Here is a 15579-nt window from a genome sequence, read left to right as displayed (position 1 = left end):
TGCTCAGGCGGGCAGGTCGAGCAGCGCCTCGATCGTCGTGACCAGCGACGTCCCGCTCACGTGCGGCAGGTCGATCGAGGCGGGGGCGCCTTCGCCGTCCCGCAGCACCAGGGCGCCGACCAGGCCGGCCCGCATCGCGCCGTGCACGAGGTACCCGTGCGCGGACACGAAGGCGGTCGCCTCCGGGTCGACCCGGGCGGCGGCGCAGGCCAGCCGGTAGGCCTCGGGGGCCGGTGGCAGCGCGCCGAGGTCGTCGCTGGCCACGGTGCCGCGCAGGAAGGTGCGCAGGCCCGTGGCGTCGAGCGCGTTCGACGTGAGGTCGCCGCTGCCCTGCGCCACCGCCCAGGCGGGGACGCGGGAGCGGGCGAGGACGGTGAGGGCGGGCTCGGCGTCGGCGAAGGCAGGCAGCGCGGTGAAGCCCTCCCGGATGTGCGCGAGCGCGTCGCGGGAGAGCGTGTGCCCGGTCGCGGAGCGCAGCGCGTCGGCCAGCACCCGGGCGAACTCCGTCGGGGTGCCGGCCAGCGCGAAGCCCATCGCGTCGCGCAGGGCGTGGGCGAGGAAGAGCTCGTACTCGTGCTCCGGCCGCCCCACGTCGACGAACCGACGACGCAGGGCGTCCGTCCGCAGGACCGTGTCGTAGACGTCGACGAGCACGGCCCGGGGGCGGCGCAGCCGCCGCGGGGCCACCGGCTCGCCCCTGCCACCTCGCCCGGCTGTGCGCGGGGCACCGGTCGTCCGCGGCGCCTCGGGTCGCCCGCCGTGACCCCCCTGACCCCCGTGACCCCCGTGACCCAGCGCCATGCGTCCACCTCACCGTGCCGGGGCGTCGCGGCGAAGAGTCCCGGCATTCGGTACACGATCGATCACACTCCGCAACGCGGGCACCATCCTCGCCCGGCGTGCGACGCGCACGGTGCTCCGAGTGGCGGCCGGCGCCGAGCGGTCATGATCTCGCGGCGAGCAGTGCGCCGATCAGCGGGAACGGAAATCGGCAGGTGGATCGGGGGGTGGCGCCGGGCGGCGGCGCGGGGGTCAGTACCGGTTGTGCTCCGCATCGTGCGCGAGGGCGGCGTCGATGTCCTCGGCGGCCACGTCGAGATTCTTCATCGCCTTGGCCATCTGTCCCACGCTGGGCACCGCGGCGGGGTCGGGCCAGGACTCCGGCCCCCCGCCCTCAGCCGACGCTCAGTCGCCCGCGCGGTGCGCCGCGGCGTGCAGCACCCGGACCCTGCGGATCGCGTCGACGGCGTGCTGGCGGTCGACGGCCTGGATCGCCAGTACCGGCAGGTACTCGAAGTCCGGCAGGTCCAGCCGGGCCCACGAGGCACCATCCGGGAAGGCGACCCGCTCCACCTCCGACCAGGGCAGGTACCGCGGCAGGGCCACGTTGCGGACCTCGATGCCGTGCTCGTCCGCCCGCACCCGGGGCCGGGCGAACAACGCCAGCCCGGCCGCGATGAACACCCCGAGCAGCACCATGGCGACCTGGTCGGCGAAGCGGAAGTAGACGCCGGTGGCCGTGTTCCGCAGGACGATCGCGACCACGACGAAGATCACGAGGACGGCGACCGCGGACACCCAGCCGAGCCACCGGGCCAGCCGGGGACGGATCGTCACGGCGCCCGGCCCCTGGCCCGGGCACGCCGGCTGCTCCCGCACGTCGGACGACACCGACGCCCCCGCGACCCCGCCGTCGGCGCCGTCGGTCCCGCTCACGACAGCTCCCGCAGCTCGGCGAGCACGATCGCCGTGCGCAGCGCGGCCACCGTGGCCTCCGCGCCCTTGTCCTCGCTGCTGCCGGGCACGCCGCTGCGGTCCACGGCCTGTTCCAGGGTGTTGGTGGTGAGCACGCCGTTGCCGACCGGGGTCGACTCGTCGAGCGCCACGCGGGTCAGCCCCGCCGTGACCGAGTCGCACACGTACTCGAAGTGCGGCGTACCGCCGCGCACCACCACGCCCAGCGCCACGACCGCGTCGTGCGTGCGGGCCAGCTCCTGCGCCACGACCGGGAGCTCGACCGTCCCGGGCACCCGGACGACGGTCGGTACCGCCCCGGCCTTCTCCGCCGTGGCCAGCGCCCGATCCAGCAGCGCGTCGACCACCTCGGCGTGCCAGGTGGCCGCCACGATGCCGATCCGCAGCCCCGCCGCGCCCGTCAGGTCGCCCGCGTCCGCGGGCCTGCCCTCACCGCTCACCGCATGTCTCCGGCACCTCGCGAGTTCATGCCACCAGTCTCCCAGGTCCGGCCGTCGGGAAGCGCCCGGGTCAGCCGCCCAGCCCGTCGGAGAGGCCGTCGGACAGGTTGCCCGGTCCGTCCGCTTCGCCCAGGTTCGGCAAATCGTGTCCCATCCGGTCCCGCTTGGTGCGCAGGTACCGCAGGTTCTCCGGGTTGGGCCGGATCGGCATCGCGATCCGCTCGGTGATCCGCAGGCCGTAGCCCTCGAGCCCGGCGCGCTTCTCCGGGTTGTTGGTGAGCAGCCGCATGGACTTCACGCCCAGGTCGGACAGGATCTGGGCGCCGATGCCGTAGTCCCGGGCGTCGGCCGGCAGGCCCATGGCGAGGTTGGCGTCGACGGTGTCGGCACCGGCCTCCTGCAGCTGGTACGCCTGCAGCTTGTGCAGCAGGCCGATACCGCGGCCCTCGTGCCCGCGCATGTAGAGCACCACCCCGCGGCCCTCCTGGGCCACGGCCTCGAGCGCGGCGTCGAGCTGCGGGCCGCAGTCGCAGCGCAGCGAGCCCATCACGTCGCCGGTCAGGCACTCGGAGTGCACGCGGACCAGCACGTCCTCGCCGTCGCCCTCCGGGGTGCCGACGTCGCCCTTGACCATGGCGATGTGCTCGATCCCGTCGAGCAGCGAGTCGTAGCCGAACGCGACGAACTCGCCGTGCGCGGTCGGGATCCGGGCCTGGGCGACCCGCTGGATGTGCTTCTCGAAGCGGCGCCGGTAGCCGATCAGGTCGGCGATGGTGACCAGGGTGAGCTCGTGGTCGTCGGCGAAGACCTGCAGCTCGTCGCCGCGGGCCATCTCGCCCTCGTCCTTCTGCGACACGATCTCGCAGAGCGCGCCGGCGGGCGAGAGCCCGGCCATGCGGGTCAGGTCGACCGCGGCCTCCGTGTGCCCGGGGCGGCGCAGCACGCCGCCCTCGCGGGCGCGCAGCGGCAGCACGTGCCCGGGCCGGACCAGGTCGGTCGGCTGCGTCGACGGGTCGGCGAGCAGCCGGATCGTGTGGGCGCGGTCCGCCGCGGAGATTCCGGTGGTCACGCCCTCCTTCGCGTCGACGGTCACCGTGAAGGCCGTGCGGTACGCGTCGGCGTTCGTGTGGTGCATCGGCGGGAGGTCGAGCCGGTCGCACTCGGTGTCGGTGAGCGCCACGCACACGTAGCCGGAGGTGTAGCGGACCACGAAGGAGACCAGCTCGGGGGTGGCCTTCTCCGCGGCGAAGATCAGGTCGCCCTCGTTCTCGCGGTCCTCGTCGTCGACCACGACGACGGGCTTGCCCTCGGCGAGGTCGCGCAGGGCCCGCTCGATCCGCTCGAAGCCGCCCGTGAGGCCGGCTGCGGCGGCGGCCCCCTGGTGAGCGATCTCGGTCACTTGGCACCGTCCTGTCCGTGCTGGTCCTGGGGCTGCTCGGGCGCGCGCCGAGCGGGGGCCGGGCCGGCGACGTAGCCGGCGGTCAGCCGCTCCACGTACTTGGCCACGACGTCGACCTCGAGGTTCACCGGGTCGCCGGGCGCGCGCAGGCCGAGCGTGGTGTCGGCGAGCGTGGTGGGGATGAGCGCGACCGAGAAGGTGTCGCCGTCCGTGCCGGCGACCGTCAGGGACACGCCGTCGACCGTGATCGAGCCCTTCTCGACCACGTAGCGGGCGAGGTCGGGCGGCAGGCTGAAACGCACCTCGTCGCTGCGCTCGCCCGGGGTGCGCTCGAGCAGCGTGCCGACGCCGTCGACATGGCCCTGCACGATGTGGCCGCCGAGCCGGGCACCGGCCTGCAGCGCCCGCTCCAGGTTGACCTTCACACCGGGGGCGGCCCCACCGAGCGAGGTCCGCTTCAGCGTCTCGGGCACCAGCTCGAGCCGGAACTCGTCGCCCTGCGCCCCGCCGGGGTCGGCGACGGTGAGACAACAGCCGTTCACCGCGATCGAGTCGCCGTGCGCGGCGTCGTCGGACACGCGCGGTCCCCGCACGGTCAGCACGACCACCTCGCCGGACTGCCGGACGTCGACGATCTCGCCGACCTCCTCCACGATCCCCGTGAACATGGACTCCGCCCCTCCTGCCTTCCGCTCCACCCGGGCCCTACCCCGTCGCGGGCCGCGCGTCGACCAGCACGTCCCCACCCACGGTGCGCACCTCGTCCACCTGCAACCGCCGGATCCCGGCGATCGTTCCCACACCCGCGTCGGCCAGCGCGGCCGGACCCGCACCGAGCAGCGCCGGCGCCAGGTAGGCCAGCACCCGGTCCACCCGGTTGGCCGCGAGGAAGGCCCCCGCGAGCCGCGGGCCGCCCTCCAGCAGCACGTCGACGGCGCCACGGTCGGTGAGCGCCTTCAACACGTCGTCCGGCGAGTGTGTCCGCAGGTGTAGCACGTCCGGGGCGTCCAGCCGCGATCCCGGGCGAATGTCACTGTGGCCCACCACGACGCGGAGGGGCTGGCGCTCCCGGTCCGTTCCGTCCGGATACCGGGCGGTCAGGGCCGGGTCGTCGGCCGCTGCGGTGCCCGTGCCGACGACGATCGCGTCCACGTGGGAGCGGAACTCGTGCACCTCGGCGCGGGCCTCCCGACCGGTGATCCAGCGGCTGGTCCCGTCGGCGGCGGCGCTGCGCCCGTCGAGCGTCGCGGCGAGCTTCCAGGTCACGTGGGGCCGCCCGGCGCGCACGGCGTGCAGCCAGGCACGCAGCGGCCCGGCCGCGACCTCGTCGGCGAGCGTGCCGAGGGTGACCTCGACGCCCGCCCCGCGCAGCACCGCGGCCCCGCCCGCGGCCAGGGGGTTCGGGTCGGCGACGGCCACGTGCACGGCCACGATCCCGGCTCCGGCGAGCGCGTCGGTGCACGGCGGGGTGCGCCCGTGGTGCGCGCACGGCTCGAGGGTGACGACGGCGGTGCCGCCGCGTGCCCGCTCCCCCGCCTCCCGCAGCGCGACGACCTCGGCGTGCGGCCCGCCGGCCGGAGCCGTGGCGCCGACCCCGACGACCTCGCCGGCGGCGTCGAGGACCACCGCACCGACGGGGGGGTTCGGGCTGGTCGCGCCGTGCACGGCCACCGCGGCCGCGAGGGCCCGCCGCATCGCCCGCTCGACCGGCGGGGTCGCGCCGGCGGCAGCGGTCACCCCGACCACCGCGGGTGGGCGGCCACCGCCTGCTCGCGCAGGGCCGCCACCGCCTTGCCCGGGTCGTCGGCGCCGTAGACCGCCGAGCCCGCCACGAAGCAGTCCACGCCGGCCTCCGCCGCCGCCTCGATGGTGGAGGCGGCGATGCCGCCGTCGATCTCCACCAGCACGTTCAGGTGCCCCGTCTCGACGAGCCGGCGCGCGGCACGGACCTTGTCCAGCACCTCCGGCATGAACGCCTGGCCGCCGAAGCCCGGCTCGACGCTCATCACCAGCAGGGTGTCGTAGTGCTTGAGGACCTCGACGTACGGGTCCAGCGGGGTACCGGGCTTGATCGAGAGCCCGGCCTTCGCCCCGGCCGCGCGCAAGTTCTTGGCCAGCATCACCGGGTCCTCGGCCGCCTCGATGTGCACCGTGACGTTGTGGGCGCCGGCCTCGGCGTAGCCCGGGGCCCAACGGTCCGGGTCCTCGATCATGAGGTGACAGTCGAGCGGGATGTCGGTCGCCCTCAGCAGCGACTCCACCACCGGCAGGCCGAGCGTGAGGTTCGGGACGAAGTGCGCGTCCATCACGTCGACGTGCAGCCAGTCGGCGCCCCGCCCCGCACCGGCGGCCGCGTCGGAGACCCGCGCCGCCTCGTCGGCGAGGTGGGCGAAGTCGGCGGACAGGATGCTCGGGGCGATCAGGGGACGCACCCTCGCAGGGTACTGCGCCGCCCCGGCCCGACCGCCCCCGCGCACCCCCCGTCGAGCGGGGAGAGGCAGGTCACACCGGTTCTCGCCGAGGTTCGGCGCCGAGGTTCAGGCCGTCCGGCGGAGCAGGGTCAGGAACATGGCGTCGGTGCCGTGCCGGTGCGGCCACAGCTGCACGTGCGGCCCCGCGCCGAGCTCCGGGACGCCGGGCAGGTACTCCCGCGCGTCGAGCCGCTCGACCGTGACGGCCAGGTCCTTGCGGCGGACGATGCCGCCCACGACGCCGACCGTCTCGGACAGGTGCGGCGAACAGGTCACGTAGCCCACGACCCCACCCACCCGGACGTGGCGCAGCGCGGCCAGCAGCAGCTCGCGCTGCAGCTTGGCGAGCGCGGACACGTCCTCGGGCTTGCGCCGCCAGCGCGCCTCCGGCCGCCGGCGCAGGGCCCCGAGCCCGGTGCAGGGAGCGTCGACGAGCACCCGGTCGAAGGCGCCGTCGGGCAGCGGCGCCTCCCGCCCGTCGGCGTGGTGCACCGTGACGGGCAGCCCGTCCGTGGACTTGCGCACCAGGTCGGCGCGGTGCTCGGCCTGCTCGACGGCGTCGAGCGTGCCGCCGTCGAGGGCCGCGAGCGCGCCGAGCAGCACGGCCTTGCCGCCCGGACCGGCGCAGAGGTCGAGCCAACGGCCGGTGTCGTCGCCGGCCAGTTCGGCGCGGGCCAGGGCCAGCGCGACGAGCTGGCTGCCCTCGTCCTGCACCGTCGCCACGCCCTCGCGGATCGCGTCGAGCTCGCCGACCTCGCCGCTGCCGGGCTCGAGGTGCACCCCGTACGGCGAGTACGGCGCCTCCGTGCCGCCGGTGACCAGCGCCAGCTCCTCGGCGGTGATCTCGCCGGGCCGGGCCAGCAGGTGCACGGCCGGGCGGGCGTCGTCGGCGGCGAGCGCGGCGGGCAGCTCCTGGTGCGACCCGAGCGCGTCGGCGAACGCCTGCCCGATCCACTTCGGGTGGGCGTGCACGAAGGAGGCGTGCCCGACCGGGTCCTCCTGCTCGTCCGGCGCCAGCTCGGCGAGCCACTCCTCGGCCCCCTTCGCCGCGGCGGTCTCGGCGACCTTGCGCAGGATCGCGTTGACGAAGCCGGACGAGCGCGAGCCCGCGATGCCGCGGACGATGTCGACCGAGGTCGCGACGGCCGCGTGCTCGGGCACCCGCATGCGCAGAAGCTGGTACGTGCCGAGCCTCATGGCGTCGACCAGCGGGCCCTCGATCCTGTGCAGCGGGCGGTCGGCACAGGCCTCGATGACGGCGTCGAGCTGGCCGGCGGCCCGCAGCGTGCCGTAGCCGAGCTCGGTGGCGAGCGCCGCGTCGCGGTCCTTCAGCCGGTAGCGGCGCAGGATCGACGGCAGCACGAGGTTGGCGTAGGCGTCGCGCTCGCGCACCGCGGTGAGCAGCTCGAACGCGGCCTGGCGGGCCGGGTCGCCCGCCGGCGGGGCGTCCGGGCCGCTGCGCCGCCGCGGCGGGCCGGCGTTGCGCGGGCCGGGGGTGCGGTCGCGCCGCCCGCCCCGGTCGTCACGTCCGTAGCCGCCCCGCCGGTCGTCGCCCCGGCCGGTGCGGTCGCCGCGCCCGGGCGAGCGGTCCCCGCCCCGCGGGCGGTCGTCCCGGCCTCGGTCGTCACGGCGACCCCGGTCGTTCCGGCCGCGGTCGTCACGGCCCCGGTCGTCACGGCCACGGTCGTCTCGGCGGGCCCGGTCGTCGCGGTGGCCACGCTCGTCGCGGGAGGAGCCGCCCCGATACCCGCCCCCGCCACCGGGACGGCCGCCCCGCCGCGGGTCCTGCGCCGGCCGACCACCCGAGCGCCGGTCGTCCGACCGGCCGGACCCGCGCCGCTCCCCGGATCCCCGGGGGCCGCCGGACCGGCCCCGATCGTCGTGGTCGTCCCGCTCGGGTCGTCCGCCGTCGGGCTCGCTCACGCACACTCCTCGCTCGTCCAGCACGTCCGCCCCATGGTCCCAGGTCCGCCCCCGGCCCTCGTCCCCCGGGCCGTCCGGTCAGCCGGTCCGTCGTGCCCGACCCGACGGGACGCTCCCCCGGACGTCACCGCACCGGTCGCCATCGCGTGACCGTGCCGCCGGCGCCGGGCTCACCCGAGCGTCTCGGACTCCGTGATCCGCACCCCGCGGGCCCAGTCCGCCGCCGGCATCGCCTTCTTGCCCACCGGGCGTACCTCACCCAGCCGCACCGGCACCGTGGCGGTGCCCACCAGCACGCGCTTCTTCTCCGCGCGCAGCTCGCCCGGCTTGAGCTCGACCTCGCCGGTCCGTACCGGCGTGACCGGGCCCAGGCCCAGCCGCTGCCCCCGGAACTCCGTCCAGGCACCGGGCTCGGGCGTGGTCGACCGGATCAGCCGGTCGAGCGGCACCGCCGGCGCCGCCCAGTCGACCCGCGCGTCGGCCACCGTGACCTTCGGCGCGTGCGAGACGCCCTCCGCGGGCTGCGGCACCGCGCACAGGGTGCCGTCCTCGATGCCGTCCATGGTCGCGACGAGCAGGTCGGCGCCCGAGCGGGCGAGCCGACTTAGCAGGTCGCCCGAGGTGTCCCGCTCGCCGATCGCCTCGGTGACCACGCCGTAGGTCGGGCCGGTGTCCAGGCCCTCCTCCAGCAGGAACGTGGTGGCCCCGGTGATCTCGTCGCCGTGCCTGACCGCGGCCTGCACCGGGGCGGCGCCGCGCCAGGCCGGGAGCAGCGAGAAGTGCAGGTTGATCCAGCCGTGGGCCGGGACGTCGAGGGCCACCCGCGGGACCAGCGCCCCGTACGCGACGACCGGGACGCAGTCCGGCGCCAGCTCCCGGAGGGCGTCGAGGAACTCCGGGTCGCGCGGCTTCGCCGGGGTGAGCACGGGGAGCCCGGCCTCGTCGGCCAGCGCCCCGACGGGCGAGCGGACGAGCCGGCGGCCGCGCCCCGCGGGGGCGTCGGGCCGGGTCAGCACCCCGACGACCTCGTGCCGCGGCGAGTCGAGCAGGGCCCGCAACGACGGCACGGCCGGCTCCGGGGTGCCCGCGAAGAGCAGCCTCAACGGGCTTTCCCGAACATCGGGTGCGGGCTGACCTTCACGATAGGCTCGGGGCGGCCGAACCACTCCGCCGCCCGGATCTCGGACATCGCGAGCTTGCGGGTCTCCGGGTCGAGCCGGTCGACGAACAGCACGCCCTCCAGGTGGTCGGTCTCGTGCTGGATGGCCCGCGCCAGCTTGGCCGTGCCCTCGACCGTGATCGGCTCACCGTGCATGTTCCACCCGGCCGCGACCACGTTCAGCGCCCGCCGGCAGTCCCAGCCGAGCCCGGGGATGGACAGGCAGCCCTCCGGGCCGACCTGCTCCTCGCCGTCGACCGCGTTCCAGGTCGGGTTGACCATGTGCCCGGCCACGCCGTCGACCTCGAAGGTGAACACGCGCAGCCCGACGCCGATCTGGGGCGCGGCCAGGCCGGCGCCGCCCTCCTCGTGCATGGTGTCGGTGAGGTCGGCGACGAGCTTGCGCAGCTCCGCGTCGAACGTGGTGACGGGTGCGGCGGGGGTGCGCAGCACCGGGTCGCCGAACAGGCGGACGGGCTGAACGGACACGGAACTCCAAACGATCGGGATCGCCCTCGATTGTGCCACCCGGCGGCGGGCCGCCCGGTCATGGCGGCGGCGGGCCGCCCGGCCATGGCGGCGGCGGGCCGCCCGGCCATGGCGGCGGCGGGCCGCCCGGTCGCGGCGGCGGTGGTCCGCCCGGTCACCCGGCGGCGGGCCGTCCGGCCGCCCGCCGGTGCGCCCCCGGTCTCAGCCGATCTCGGCCGGGTCCAGCCGCACGCGGACCGCGTCGGGCGCCTTGCGCGTGCTGCGGGCGGCCTGCGCGGCGTGCAGGTGCCGGGCCAGCGCGCGGCCCTGCGCCCGCGGCACCCGCAGCAGCGCTCGCTCCCGCACCTCGCCCGCGGTCTCCCCGGGCTCGGGCGGGGCGTCGATCTCGACCGGGCCGAGGACCTCGACCTCCGGTCCCCCGTCCCGCGCGGCGGTGAGGACGGCGTCGACGACGTCGGCCACCGCGCCCGGGGTGCCCTCGACCGCCGCCATCCGCACGGCCGGCGGGAACCCGACCTCGGCGCGCGAGGCGAGCTCCTCGGCGGCGAACCCGGCCGGGTCCCAGCGCACGAGCGCCTGCACCACCGGGATCGCGGACTCGGCGACGACGATCACGCGTCCGCCCTCGGCGTGCGGCCGGACCAGCGCCGCGGCCGCGAGCCAGCGGCGCAGCGCCTCCTCGGCCACCCGGAGGTCGGCACGGGAGAGCGTCGCCCAGCCGTCGAGCAGCAGGGCCGCACCGTAGCCGGCCGGCGTCCCCTCGACGGCGGGCTCCGCCCCGGGCGTCGCGACGACGATCTCGGGCTCGTCCGGCACCGAGGCCAGTACCGGCGCCCCGCCCCCGGAGGTCCGCACGGACACCCCCGGGAACGCCCGGCCGAGCTCCTCCGCGGTCCGCCGCGACCCGACGACGCCCGCGCGCAGCCGCCGCGACCCGCAGCCGCCGCACCGGAACGCCGGCTCGGCCCGCCCGCACCACCGGCAGGTGGGCAGCCCGGGATCGGCGTCGGTGCCGCCGCGGGGCAGGCCCAGCGGGCCGGCGCAGTGCCGGCAGCGGGCGGGCTCCCGGCAGTGCGCGCAGGACAGCCACGGCAGGTAGCCGGCGCGCGGCACCTGGACGAGCACCGGCCGGCCCGCGCCGAGCGCCTGCCGGGCGGCCTCGAACGCGACGGCGGGCACACGGGCCGCGCGCGCGTCGGGGTCGCGGGCGAGCTGGGTGTCGGTCTCCCCGATCGCGGTCACCCGGGGTGCGGCCGCGCGCACGGTGGCGCGGTCGGCGACGATCGGGCTCGCCCACCGGGACTCGACCAGCAGCTGCGCCTCGGCGGTGCGGCTGAATCCGCCCACCAGGAGCGCGGCGCCCGCGGCATGGGCCCGCGCCACCAGCACGTCGCGGACCTGCGGGTACGGCGCGCGCGGCTCGGCGTGGCTGTCGTCGCCGTCGTCCCACACGGCGAGCAGCCCCAGCTTCTCCACGGGTGCGAAGGCCGCCGACCGGGTCCCGACGACCGCCCGCACGGCCCCGCGGCGCACGGCGAGCCAGCGCCGGTACCGCTCCGCCGGTCCCAGCTCGGCCGTCAGCGCGACCACCGCGTCGGCCCCCAGGCGTCCGGTCAGGGCGGCGCGGGCGGCCTCGACGTCCCGCTGGTCGGGGACCACGAGGAGCGCGCCGCGGCCGGCGGCGACGGTCGCCGCGGCAGCCTCGGCGAACCGCGCGGTCCAGGGCTCGCCCGGCAGGGCCTGCCACACGGCGTGCGCGGCACGGCCCCCGGCGAGCGCGTCGAGGTAGGCCGCGCCGTGCTGGTAGCGCGCCCATCCGGTCGGGTCGGGGGCCTCGACGGGCGGCAGCTCCCGCTCGCGCGGGGTCTCCGCCTCCACGCGGGCGTGCCGCGGCGGCACCGCCATCCGCACGACGTCGGCGAACACGCCGGCGTACCGGTCGGCGACCGTCCGGCACAGGGCCGCGACCTCCGGGGCGAGCACGGGCTCCGGCGAGACGACCTTGTCGACCCACGCCAGCCGCCCGGTGTGCCCGGACTCCTCGGCCCGCTCGAGCAGGAACCCGTCGACCAGCCGCCCGGCGAACCGCACCCGCACCCGGACGCCGGGTCGGGCCTGCTCGTCGAGGTGTGTGGGCACGCGGTAGTCGAACGGGCGGTCCAGGTGCGGCAGCGGCATGTCGACGGCCACCCGCGCGACCGGCTGCACGGGCGCCGCGGTCCACTCCCCGCGCGTCCGCGCGCTGCGTGCGGCCAAGCCGGGACTCAGGCGCCCGCGAGGGACTTGAGCGCCTCGGCGCGCGAGGTGTCCTCCCACGGCAGCGCGATGTCGCGGCGGCCGAAGTGGCCGTAGGCCGCTGTCTGCGCGTAGATCGGGCGCAGCAGGTCGAGGTCGCGCACGATCGCGGCCGGGCGCAGGTCGAACACCTCCGTGATGGCCGACTCGATCCGGGCCGGGTCGACGCGCGCGGTGCCGAAGGTCTCGACGAACAGGCCCACGGGCGCGGCCTTGCCGATCGCGTACGCGACCTGCACCTCGATGCGCTCGGCCAGCCCGGCGGCGACGACGTTCTTCGCCACCCAGCGCATGGCGTACGCGGCGGAGCGGTCGACCTTCGACGGGTCCTTCCCCGAGAAGGCGCCGCCGCCGTGCCGGGCGAACCCGCCGTAGGTGTCGACGATGATCTTGCGGCCGGTGAGCCCGGCGTCGCCCATCGGGCCGCCGATCACGAACCGGCCGGTCGGGTTGACCAGCAGCCGGACGTTCGAGGTGTCCAGCCCGAGGTCGCCGATCTCGGGAGTGACGATCTTGTCCAGCACGTCGGGCGCGAGCATGCCGTCGAGGTCGATGTCCTCCGCGTGCTGCGTGGAGAGCACGACCGTGTCGACGCGGACCGGCTTGTCGCCGTCGTACTCGATGGTGACCTGGGTCTTGCCGTCCGGGCGCAGGTAGGGCAGCACGCCGGACTTGCGGACCTCGGTGAGCCGCCGGGAGAGCCGGTGCGCGAGCGCGATCGGCAGCGGCATCAGCTCGTCCGTGTCGGTGTTCGCGTACCCGAACATCAGGCCCTGGTCACCGGCACCCTGACGGGCGATCTCGTCCTCGCTCGACTCGACGCGGCTCTCGTACGCCGTGTCGACGCCCTGGGCGATGTCCGGCGACTGCGCGCCGATCGCCACGTTGACGCCGCACGAGTTGCCGTCGAAACCCTTCGACGACGAGTCGTAGCCGATCTCGAGGATCTTCTCCCGGACCAGGCCGGGGATGTCGGCGTAGGCGCTGGTGGTGACCTCGCCGGCGACGTGCACCTGCCCGGTGGTCACGAGGGTCTCGACCGCGACGCGGCTGCGCGGGTCCTGTGCGAGCAGCGCGTCGAGGATCGTGTCGCTGATCGCGTCGCACATCTTGTCCGGGTGACCCTCGGTCACCGACTCGCTGGTGAAGAGCCGACGGCCCACGTTCGCCACGCGCCACTCCTGCCGAGGTCGTCGCGCCCCTGGCCTCGTTGCCGGCTCCACCGCGTCGTGCGGCGGGGCGGGGTGCAGATCGCTGGATGCTGTCGGACGGCAGGGTAGTCGACCGCGGGCCTACGCAGGTGAGGAGACCACGACCGATCACAGTGCGTGACGGACCGTGTCGCGAGCGCCCCGTCCACCACCCTTTCGGGTGGACCCCGAGCGGGGTCCCGAATCGGTAACGGGCGGCGTCGTTGGGCTCGGTGACACCGCAGCCGCGCCCCGGCCGACGCCCCCGCGTCGCCCCACATCCGGGTCGCGGTCGACGACTCTCGGAGGTTCCTCCCCATGAAGGTGACTGGACTGCAGCGACCGGGCCGCGCCGCTGCGGCGGTCGGCGGGTTGCTCGCCGTCGGCGCGGCCGGGCTCATGGCCGTGCTGGCCGGCACCGCGTCCGCCGCGACCGCGGGCACGTGCACCGACAACGTCAACGTCCGCGAGGAGCCGCGGGCGGACGCCGCCATCGTCGCCGTGTGCGACCGCGGCACCACGGTGCAGGTCGGCGAGACCCGCAACGGCTTCGTCAAGCTGGAGAACCTCGACGGCTGGGCCGTCAAGGACTACGTGAAGACGAACGGCGCCGCCTCCGGTTCCGGCACCGGGACCCCGAGCGACGCCGGCGTCACGCGCGGCGGCCAGAACGGCAGCACCCCGGCGACCACCGCCGCCCCGTCGGCCTCCGGTACGGACTCGCCGGAGAACGCCACCCCGGCCGAGGGCGCCGATGGCGCGAACGCCGACCAGAACGCCCCGGCGGAGACGCCGGCCCGCAGCGGCGGCGTGGGCGGCCTGCTCGGCCGCTGAGCTGACCTGAGGCGCGGGCGACCCGCACACGAGACGAGGGGCGGTCCCGGCGGGACCGCCCCTCGTGCGTTCTCGGTTCTGTCCCGGCCGGCGCGGGCTTCAGGCCAGCCGGGACGCCACCGCGTCCCACAGGCGCGAGGCCAGCAACGCCTTGGAGCCGTTCGGGATCTGCGTCTCGCCGCCGTCCGCGCCCAGCAGCCAGCCCTGGTTCTCGGTGTTCTCGAAGGCGCCGCCCTCGCCCACCCAGTTCACCAGCAGCAGGTCGCAGCCCTTCTTCGCAAGCTTGCGGCGCCCGTACTCCAGCACGTCCGTGGTGTCGTCGCCGGTCTCGGCGGCGAACCCGACCACGACCTGGTTCGGCTCCCGGGCGGCGACGAGCTCGGCGAGAATGTCCGGGTTGAGCGCAAGGTGCAGCGGATCGGGCTCGGACCCGTCCTTCTTGATCTTGTGGGCGGCGAGCGACGCGGGCCGGAAGTCGGCGACCGCGGCGGACATCACGACGGCGTCGGCCCCCTTGGCCGCTGCGTGCATCGCCTCGCGCATCTCCAGCGCCGACCCGACCTTCACGACCTCGACGGCCGCGGGATCAGCCAGCTCCGCGGTGTGCCCCGCGACGAGCGTGACGTGCGCACCGCGCTGCGCCGCGACCTTCGCCAGGGCGTACCCCTGCCGGCCCGAGGACCGGTTGCCGAGGTAGCGGACGGGGTCGAGCGGCTCGCGGGTGCCCCCGGCCGAGACGACCACGCGCCGGCCCTCGAGGTCCCGCGGCAGCGCGTCGCCGCGCTCCAGCAGCAGCCGGGCGAGCTCGGCGATCTCGGCGGGATCGGGCAGCCGTCCGGGGCCGGTGTCCTTGCCGGTGAGCCGGCCCGACGCGGGCTCCATCACGATCGAGCCCCGCGCGCGCAGGGTGGCCACGTTGGCCCGGGTGGCCGGGTGCTCCCACATCTCGGTGTGCATCGCCGGCACGAAGAGCACGGGGCACCGGGCGACGAGCAGCGAGCCGGTGAGCAGGTCGTCCGCACGGCCCTGCACCGCGCGGGCCAGCAGGTCCGCGGTGGCGGGGGCGACGACGACGAGATCGGCCTCCTGGCCCAGGCGCACGTGCTGGACCGACGGCACGTCGGAGAAGACGCCGGTGTGCACCGGCTGCCCGGAGAGGGCCTCGAACGTGGCGGCGCCGACGAAGTTCAGCGCCGACCCCGTGGGGACGACCCGCACGGAGTGGCCGGTCTCGGTCAGCCGCCGGAGCAGCTCGGCGCTCTTGTAGGCGGCGATGCCGCCGGCCACGCCGAGCAGGACCTTCGGTGCGGTCATGCCGTCCTCACGCCATCGGTGCGCAGCCGGCCGGGCTCACTCGCCCTCGGTGTGCTCGAGCAGGCCGCTCTGGATCTCGCGCATGGCGATCGACAGCGGCTTCTCGCGGGGACCCGGCTCGACCAGCGGGCCGACGTACTCCAGCAGGCCCTCGCCGAGCTGGGAGTAGTAGTCGTTGATCTGCCGGGCACGCTTGGCCGCGTAGATCACCAGCGCGTACTTCGAGCTGACCTTGTCGAGCAGGTCGTCGATCGGCGGGTTGGTGATGCCCTCGGGGGTGGAACCGGCGACCGCGCCGGTCAGCGGCATG

Annotated in this window: 14 protein-coding genes and 1 pseudogene; 1 reads left to right on the top strand and 14 read right to left on the bottom strand. The window is 76.0% G+C overall.

Features of this window, described 5'->3' with window-relative positions:
- Positions 1–3: 3 nt before the first annotated feature.
- The 12 genes and pseudogenes from LWC33_RS00735 to metK all read right to left on the bottom strand — a co-directional run bounded on the left by LWC33_RS00735 (position 4) and on the right by metK (position 13103).
- Positions 4–687 (bottom strand): HAD family hydrolase, encoded by a 684-nt coding sequence (locus tag LWC33_RS00735; RefSeq protein WP_233302137.1) that lies wholly within the window; start codon positions 685–687, stop codon positions 4–6.
- A gap of 498 nt (positions 688–1185) precedes the next feature.
- On the bottom strand, positions 1186–1659 hold the full coding sequence (locus tag LWC33_RS00730) for a PH domain-containing protein (RefSeq protein ID WP_372476531.1): 474 nt from the start codon (positions 1657–1659) through the stop codon (positions 1186–1188).
- A 53-nt stretch (positions 1660–1712) separates the two neighbouring features.
- Positions 1713–2195 carry a 6,7-dimethyl-8-ribityllumazine synthase gene (ribH, locus tag LWC33_RS00725; RefSeq protein WP_233302136.1) on the bottom strand — a complete coding sequence of 161 codons (483 nt, stop codon included), beginning with the start codon at positions 2193–2195 and terminating at the stop codon, positions 1713–1715.
- 70 nt (positions 2196–2265) lie between these two features.
- Positions 2266–3585, bottom strand: a complete 1320-nt coding sequence (locus tag LWC33_RS00720; protein WP_233302254.1) for a bifunctional 3,4-dihydroxy-2-butanone-4-phosphate synthase/GTP cyclohydrolase II — start codon at positions 3583–3585, stop codon at positions 2266–2268.
- A 5-nt stretch (positions 3586–3590) separates the two neighbouring features.
- Positions 3591–4262, bottom strand: coding sequence for a riboflavin synthase (locus tag LWC33_RS00715; protein WP_233302135.1), 672 nt, complete (start codon positions 4260–4262; stop codon positions 3591–3593).
- Positions 4263–4299: 37 nt separating this feature from the next.
- On the bottom strand, positions 4300–5289 hold the full coding sequence (gene ribD / locus LWC33_RS00710; protein ID WP_233302253.1) for a bifunctional diaminohydroxyphosphoribosylaminopyrimidine deaminase/5-amino-6-(5-phosphoribosylamino)uracil reductase RibD: 990 nt from the start codon (positions 5287–5289) through the stop codon (positions 4300–4302).
- A gap of 38 nt (positions 5290–5327) precedes the next feature.
- Positions 5328–6017: a ribulose-phosphate 3-epimerase gene (gene rpe, locus LWC33_RS00705; RefSeq protein WP_233302252.1), complete on the bottom strand. Its 690-nt coding sequence runs from the start codon at positions 6015–6017 to the stop codon at positions 5328–5330.
- A 114-nt stretch (positions 6018–6131) separates the two neighbouring features.
- Positions 6132–7574: pseudogene (locus tag LWC33_RS00700) on the bottom strand (RsmB/NOP family class I SAM-dependent RNA methyltransferase); the annotation flags it as partial.
- 584 nt (positions 7575–8158) lie between these two features.
- On the bottom strand, positions 8159–9091 hold the full coding sequence (fmt, locus tag LWC33_RS00695; protein WP_233302134.1) for a methionyl-tRNA formyltransferase: 933 nt from the start codon (positions 9089–9091) through the stop codon (positions 8159–8161).
- Positions 9088–9636 (bottom strand): peptide deformylase, encoded by a 549-nt coding sequence (gene def / locus LWC33_RS00690; protein ID WP_233302133.1) that lies wholly within the window; start codon positions 9634–9636, stop codon positions 9088–9090. The genes fmt and def overlap by 4 nt, the downstream gene beginning before the upstream one ends.
- 201 nt (positions 9637–9837) lie before the next feature.
- Positions 9838–11892, bottom strand: coding sequence for a primosomal protein N' (locus LWC33_RS00685; protein ID WP_233302132.1), 2055 nt, complete (start codon positions 11890–11892; stop codon positions 9838–9840).
- 8 nt (positions 11893–11900) lie between these two features.
- A complete protein-coding gene (metK, locus tag LWC33_RS00680; RefSeq protein ID WP_308190876.1) occupies positions 11901–13103 on the bottom strand; it encodes a methionine adenosyltransferase in 1203 nt (400 codons plus the stop codon).
- Between the two features lie 336 nt (positions 13104–13439).
- Between metK and LWC33_RS00675 the strand changes: the two genes are divergently transcribed.
- On the top strand, positions 13440–13955 hold the full coding sequence (locus LWC33_RS00675; protein WP_233302131.1) for an SH3 domain-containing protein: 516 nt from the start codon (positions 13440–13442) through the stop codon (positions 13953–13955).
- 99 nt (positions 13956–14054) lie between these two features.
- On the opposite strand, the gene coaBC is transcribed toward LWC33_RS00675, so the two are convergent.
- Positions 14055–15269: a bifunctional phosphopantothenoylcysteine decarboxylase/phosphopantothenate--cysteine ligase CoaBC gene (coaBC, locus tag LWC33_RS00670; RefSeq protein ID WP_233302130.1), complete on the bottom strand. Its 1215-nt coding sequence runs from the start codon at positions 15267–15269 to the stop codon at positions 14055–14057.
- Positions 15270–15305: 36 nt separating this feature from the next.
- Positions 15306–15578 (bottom strand): DNA-directed RNA polymerase subunit omega, encoded by a 273-nt coding sequence (gene rpoZ / locus LWC33_RS00665; protein WP_051736485.1) that lies wholly within the window; start codon positions 15576–15578, stop codon positions 15306–15308.
- Between the last annotated feature and the right edge of the window lies 1 nt (position 15579).

This window comes from Pseudonocardia terrae, assembly GCF_021343995.1.
Classification (GTDB): domain Bacteria; phylum Actinomycetota; class Actinomycetes; order Mycobacteriales; family Pseudonocardiaceae; genus Pseudonocardia; species Pseudonocardia terrae.
The sequence above is the reverse complement of the archived record's forward strand: the minus strand, read 5'-3'. Positions and strand labels throughout refer to the sequence as shown.